The following is a 6,406-nucleotide window of genomic DNA, read 5'->3' as shown; positions in this document are numbered from 1 at the left end:
GCACGCCCTGTTAGGCTCCGCCAGACGTCGAGACTGACCTGTTCTTTTCTCCGCTCGACGCACCTCTGAAAGAATCACGCGCTACATCCGTGACCATCTCCGGTCCAGTCTTGTGAATCCATGCTGACGAAGCCAGCTTGGTACGGCAAGAAAAACCAATTCCTCAACAAACATGCATGTGCCGGGTCCGGAGAGCCGGTTTGTGCAACTTCCTCGATATCCGTCCTTGGCGCCATAAACCCACCGGATCTCAAAAATGTCCGACGCACTGTTTCGCGATTGGCCGGGAAAAATTTTGGATGTAATGCGGACGAACTACGGTTAACTCGTCGCGAGGGCCGTTCTGGTGCAGAGTCAGACATTGAGGGGTAACGCCAAAGTCAGCCTTTTCCACCATGTGTAAGTCCGTTGAAAGCGGGTTTGGATCTGTTAAGCACGCAACCTGATAGGGCAGCCTATACCAAATCAGGGCGGTGCCTCTTCATCGGAATGATGGATCATCATCAAATAGGGACATGCATGGTCCTTATGCATGCTCAGGCGAATTCGCGTGCCTTCTGCACGGTCTTACCGACAAGGGGGCGTTTCTCGAAGCGATGAAGAAATTCAATCCGGTTCACGGGAAGGAGTTTCCCAATGCTTATAGCCTGAATGAAACGAGCAATTCCATTGAGGCCGGCAAGGAAAAAGGCATATCTGGTCTGGTGGATGAAGTGGTTCAATTAATCCAGCTTGAAAAAAATCCAATCCGATGAATCCAAATGGTGATGTGGTGGTCAAGCCAAGCGGCAGCGGTAACGGAAAAGGCATTGTCTTCGTCAAGGGAACAGATTCCCCGGAAATGATCCGCGAAAAGATTGAAAACGCCGCGGCAAGCATCGAGAAAGACTACGGCAAGGGTGCGGGCTTCCCTTGGGCGGCAGTGCCGAGAGTCAATCTGAAGGTTGTCGATAACCATGAGCAGGAGCTGCGTGTCGTCAGCTTTATCGTCGACGGTCATGCACTCTATGGAAAGGACGCTGAAGCGGAAAGATACGTCGTTGCCGTACCCACCATCTTCAAGAAGTCGCCGACAGGCGAAGCAGATATGGTCATGAACGTAACGGCGAACCTTAACAAGCTGACTGATGCAGACAAGGCGGACCCCGACTTCATGACGCGACTGCAGGACGCTGCTTGCAATAAGGAATCCCTTGAAAAGCACGGGCTTAATGTGGAAGGGATGACGGATGTGTGCCGATGGTCGGCCGCTTTCACACGTCATGTAGTGTCGGAGCGAATCAAGGAAAAGTCCGCTGCAGCCCAAGCTTCGGCATCACAGCCAGCGTCACAAGAAGGTATTCAGCAAGCGGCAACATCGGTGAAAGGCAAAGAGATCGCAGAATATGCGTAACTGGAAAGCCGAGTGCAAAACCCTCGGTTGAATAAGAAGTAACTTGTCGTGCCAAGCCTCATCCACGTAAAGATTTTCTGCGCGGATGAGGCCTCTCATTGAGAGTTGCAGGCCATACCGCATGCTGCAAGCAAGCCGCTATGAAAGCGGGTTGTTGCCGCACGGATGGCATAGAAGGATGCCTGACTGGTGTAAGCGGCGGTGAAAGTGCTGCACGCCACGCTGTCCGAAACAGGTGATACATATCAATGCCGCCCGCACTCGACTGGCCGATACTAATAAGACAACTAGAAACGGCACTCTGATGTGCATGTCCGCCAGTAATGTTCAAACATTCATTCTTTCGCTTCTTGCTCGTTGGGGTATCCAATACGGTCATCGGTATGGGGATCGTGTATATCGCCTGGCGTTTCTTCGGCTGGCAGGATGTTTCCGCCAACGTACTTGGTTATCTCGTCGGCTTTTTGTGGAGCTTCAGCATGAACCGCATCTGGACCTTTAATGACAAGGGGGCGGTGGCACGCAGCTTTTCCCGATTCGCGCTCGTCTGCGCAGTGGCCTATGCCGCCAACCTTGCAATCCTGATCGCCGCTCGCTCCATCATGGGCGAGGGGAGCTTTCTGCCGCACATCTTCGGTGCGGTGGCCTATACGGGACTAGGCTACGTCGGCAGCCGCCTCTTCGCTTTTCGCCAGCCGCGTCATTGCTGAGTGGCGACCATGACATCGATCCATCCTGTTCACGTCAATCTGATCGTTCCCTGCTATAACGAAGAAGCCGTTCTGCCTGAAACCAGCAGGCAACTGCTGGCCATGCTCGGCAAGCTGCAGGCGCAGGGCCGCATCGACATGGAAAGCAGCGTCACCTTCGTGGATGACGGGTCACGCGACCGGACATGGCAGATGATCGAAGAGCTCAGCCGGAAGGATCCGCGCGTGCACGGCATCAAGCTGTCACGCAACCAGGGGCATCAGAACGCGTTGCTGGCGGGATTGCTGTCCGCCCGCGGCGACGTCCTCGTCAGCCTCGATGCTGATCTGCAGGACGACATCGAAGCAATACCACGCATGCTGGATGAATACGAGCGCGGCGCCGACATCGTCTACGGCGTCCGCGCCCGGCGCGATACCGATACCATGTTCAAGCGCTGGACCGCGCGCGCCTATTACGGCCTGCTGCGCAAATTCGGCGTCGACATTGTCCCCGACCATGCCGACTTCCGGCTGATGAGCCGCCGCTCGCTTGATGCGCTGCGTGACTTCCGCGAGGTGAACCTGTTCCTGCGCGGGATCATTCCGATGCTGGGTTTCCGTACCGCCATTGTCACGTACGACCGGCTGTCGCGATTCGCCGGGGAGAGCAAATACCCGGTGCTCAAGATGCTGGCGCTGGCGCTCAATGGCATCTTTTCTTTCTCAACGGTGCCGCTGCAATGGATTACGGTATTTGGCTTCGTGCTGTCGGCGGCGTCCATGGCGATCGGAATGTGGGCGCTATTCATCCGTTTTGCCACAAATCTGGCCATACCCGGCTGGGCATCGACCGTGATCCCGATGTATTTTCTCGGCGGCCTGCAACTGCTGGCCCTGGGTATCATCGGCGGCTACCTGTCACGCATCTATTCGGAAACCAAGCAACGCCCGCGCTTCATCATCGAGAAATCCATTTAGCTGCCGCGATGCACCAGGCCGCATGGGGCCGGCACCTGACATTCGTCCGCGCCGGAAGCATGGCCTTGCCGGGGTATCCCAAGATGTAACGTCAAGGCGCAGCGTGTAAATTTTTCCTGCAACGCCTTCACTGATTAAGGTGTATCAACCTATTTACACCGTGCAGCCGGTAGCATTGCAATTTTGGCATGAGCATTGCTTTGTTCATCCACGATGCCACGGCGCAAGCCACGGCATGGCGCAGCATGCGCATCCGAATTGCAACCAACAAAGGAAATCAATGCGAGAGTCGACGTTCAGGGCACTGTTCCTGCTATCCATTTTGTGGGGAGCTCTTATTTTCTGGGTTGCCCCACATCCGCCGATGATCGATCTGCCGCAGCACGCGGGGCAGGTCGCTCTGTTGAAGGAAATGGTACTCGGACAGTCGCCATGGGCCGATCAATTCCGCATCAATCTCTTCACTCCTTACATCATCGGCTACGGACTCGCCTTGCCATTGTCATTCGTGATGTCGGTCGACGCATCGCTTAAATTGTTGATGTCGCTGTCGTACATCGCGTTCGTTTTCATGTGTGTCAGGCTGCGCCGGCAATACGGCGGTGATCCGCGTCTCGATTGGTTCTTCCTGCTGAGCTTCTTCGGATTCGCCTATACCTGGGGCTTCCTTACCTTCCTGGTGGCGGCGCCGATCGGCTTGTGGTTCATTCTGCTGACGGAGCGATTCGCGGACCAGCGGACCGTGTCGCGCGGCATCGCCGTCATCGCGGTCGGCTTGCTGACGCTCGCGTCGCACGGCATGATTTTCGGCTTCGCATGGGGCGTCGGCGCCGCGCTGCTTGCGGTAAGAATGAAACGACTCAAGGCGCTGCTTTCAGCCGCCTGGCCTTTCGTGATCCTGGCGCTGACCTGTATTGCTTACTTCTGGATCAACAGGCGTATCAATGCCGAATTGCAGATCAATCTGCAGCCGCGCATCGAATGGAATTTCGATCTCATCCGGCGCTTGAAAGCGCCACTGTACGCCATCGCGGCAGGCACGCAGCGAAGCTCCAGTGCACCGTTCTGGCTGCTGGTCATTTTCATGGCTGCGGTCCCCTGGTTGATGGGCCTGCGCATCGAATGGCGCAACAGGTCGAACTGGGTTGCGTTTGCGATCGTCATGCTGATCCTCGCTTTCGTGCCTTACTACGCCTACGATTCCTCCTACCTTTACGAGCGCTTCACGCTGTTCCTGGCGCCTGCATACGCATGGATGTTCATCAACAAATCCACGGCTGCCGACAACCTGCATCCCACTGCCAGTCGGCTCGCTGCGGGCAGCGGCCGCCTTGCGCGTTTCTATGTTCCGTTGATAGCGCTGGTTTGCTGGACCATGCTCGGCGTGCACACCGTACGTGCATGGAACTTCGGAAAGGAATCGGCGGACTTCAATGCGGTACTCAGCGCACTCGAACCTGGCCAGCGCGCTCTGTCGCTGATCTTCGACCGACACAGCGAGGCGGCGAATACCTATGGAGTTTATCTGCACTATCCATTGTGGTACCAGGCCGAGAAGAGCGGATTCGTAGACTTCAACTTCGCGTGGTTTCCGCCGCAGATAGTGCGGTATCAACCCCAGCACCTGCCGGCGGTGGAGAAGGGTTTCGAGTGGTATCCGGAAGGCCTTGACTGGGAGAAGCACGGTGCGTCGAACTATCGCTACTTCATCGTCCGTCATCTGGGACCGTTACCGAAAGACCTGTTCAAGGGGGCGGATTGCGCACCCGTGTCGACCGTGACCAGCGGAAGCTGGACGGTATTCGAGCGCAAGGATTGTACAGTCCGGAAACAGGCCGGCAAATGACATTTACGGGGTGGCGCCCGTCAGCATACACCGGCCTCGCATCGCCTTGCCGCCGACAGAGCTGTCCAGAAACGGCACCGGTTTGATCGCCGGGCACGACATCGTTTGGGCCGGACGAGACGGCTGGCGCGAACAGAACCGCATCGCCATGCACTTCATCGCGCGGGGAGCACGGCGACCTCAGGACCTTGGTACGCCCGCGCGGCCATCATTCAATACCAACGATAAGGAAGACTGGATGCAGGAGAGGAGATTGCGGCTGTTGTTCATCATTAGCGCCCTGTGGGGAATGCTCATATTCTGGGTTGCGCCGCATCCTCCGATGGTCGATCTCCCCCAGCATGCGGGGCAGGTCGTACTTTTGAAGCAGATGCTGCTCGGCGACTCACCGTGGTCGGAGCAACTGCGAATCAATCTGTTCACACCCTACATCATCGGATACGGCCTGGCCTTGCCTTTGTCGCTTCTGATGCCTGTGGCGGCTGCGTTGAAGTTGCTGCTTTCGGCGGCCTACATCGCCTTTGTCTGCATGTGCATCGCACTACGACGGCAGTTCGGCGGAGATGCAAGGCTCGACTGGCTTTTCCTTCTGAGCTTTTTCGGCTTCGCATATACCTGGGGCTTCTTCACCTTCCTGATAGCCTCGCCCATCGGTCTGTATTTCATCCTCCAGGCCGAGCGCTATGCCGTTTCTCCCGACAGGTCTCGTGGCGCGATGGTGGTATTGATCGGATTGCTGATGCTCGCTTCGCATGGGCTCGTCTTCCTGTTCGCGACCGCGGTGGGCGCGGCCATCCTCGCCGCCCGGGTCCGCTGGTTCACACCGTTGCTGAAAGCCGCCTGGCCATACATCCTGCTCGCCTTCGCCTGTGGTGCCTACTTTCTGATCAACCAGCGCATCAATGCAGGATTGCAGACCGGACTGGAACAGGGGACCCGATGGAATTGGGACGCACTGCGGCGTCTCCCGCTTCTGTACACAGTGGCAGCCGGTACCCAGCGATCGCCAAGCACCTACTACTGGGCAATCGTACTGCTTTTTGCCGCCGCGCCCTGGCTGATGGGATTGCGCATCCACTGGCGGCGCAGTTCGAGCTGGATCGCCTTTGTCATCGTTGCGTCGATCATTATCGTGGTTCCGCATTTCGCCATGAACACGGCATTTTTGTATGAACGCTTTGCACTATTCCTTGCCCCGGCTTATGCATGGATGTTCAACGCAAAGCCGCAGAATGACGCCTTGCCTGCGGCGCGGAATTTTTCACCGCCGAGGTGTACAGGTGTCGTCTTCCTTCTGATGATCGCATGCTGGACGATGTTCGCCGTGCATACTTCGCGGGCATGGCACTTCGCGCGGGAATCAGCCGAGTTCGATGCCGTGCTGAGCGCGCTCGAACCCGGACAGCGCGCACTGTCGCTGATCTATAACCGCGATAGTGCGGCGGCCAATACCAATAATCTTTATCTTCACTATCCCCTGTGGTACCAGGCCGAGAA

The 6,406-nt window shown here is 56.9% G+C and carries 6 protein-coding genes; all 6 read left to right on the top strand.

Features of this window, described 5'->3' with window-relative positions; all coding sequences use genetic code 11:
- Positions 1–515 precede the first annotated feature (515 nt).
- Positions 516–755: a hypothetical protein gene (locus tag VGU61_RS22360; RefSeq protein ID WP_326861527.1), complete on the top strand. Its 240-nt coding sequence runs from the start codon at positions 516–518 to the stop codon at positions 753–755.
- Entirely contained in the window at positions 752–1,393 is a 642-nt protein-coding gene (locus VGU61_RS22355) for a hypothetical protein (protein WP_326861526.1), read from the top strand. Before VGU61_RS22360 ends, VGU61_RS22355 begins: the two co-directional genes overlap by 4 nt.
- Positions 1,394–1,716: 323 nt before the next feature.
- Positions 1,717–2,103, top strand: a complete 387-nt coding sequence (locus VGU61_RS22350; protein ID WP_326861525.1) for a GtrA family protein — start codon at positions 1,717–1,719, stop codon at positions 2,101–2,103.
- Positions 2,104–2,112: 9 nt separating this feature from the next.
- Entirely contained in the window at positions 2,113–3,063 is a 951-nt protein-coding gene (locus tag VGU61_RS22345; RefSeq protein WP_326861524.1) for a glycosyltransferase family 2 protein, read from the top strand.
- A 280-nt stretch (positions 3,064–3,343) separates the two neighbouring features.
- On the top strand, positions 3,344–4,909 hold the full coding sequence (locus VGU61_RS22340; RefSeq protein ID WP_326861523.1) for a hypothetical protein: 1,566 nt from the start codon (positions 3,344–3,346) through the stop codon (positions 4,907–4,909).
- A 46-nt stretch (positions 4,910–4,955) separates the two neighbouring features.
- Positions 4,956–6,406 (top strand): hypothetical protein (locus VGU61_RS22335; RefSeq protein WP_326861522.1); only part of this gene is annotated, 1,451 nt, incomplete at its 3' end.

Origin of the sequence: Noviherbaspirillum sp. (assembly GCF_035944575.1) — a bacterium.
GTDB lineage: Bacteria > Pseudomonadota > Gammaproteobacteria > Burkholderiales > Burkholderiaceae_D > Noviherbaspirillum.
This window is presented reverse-complemented; position numbering and strand designations above follow the sequence as displayed.

What these genes read in the sequence shown, in the direction of transcription:
- VGU61_RS22360 (WP_326861527.1), top strand. Translation starts at nt 516, where the DNA reads ATGCATGGTCCTTATGCATGCTCAGGCGAATTCGCGTGCCTTCTGCAC.
- VGU61_RS22355 (WP_326861526.1), top strand. Translation starts at nt 752, where the DNA reads ATGAATCCAAATGGTGATGTGGTGGTCAAGCCAAGCGGCAGCGGTAAC.
- VGU61_RS22350 (WP_326861525.1), top strand. Translation starts at nt 1,717, where the DNA reads ATGTTCAAACATTCATTCTTTCGCTTCTTGCTCGTTGGGGTATCCAAT.
- VGU61_RS22345 (WP_326861524.1), top strand. Translation starts at nt 2,113, where the DNA reads ATGACATCGATCCATCCTGTTCACGTCAATCTGATCGTTCCCTGCTAT.
- VGU61_RS22340 (WP_326861523.1), top strand. Translation starts at nt 3,344, where the DNA reads ATGCGAGAGTCGACGTTCAGGGCACTGTTCCTGCTATCCATTTTGTGG.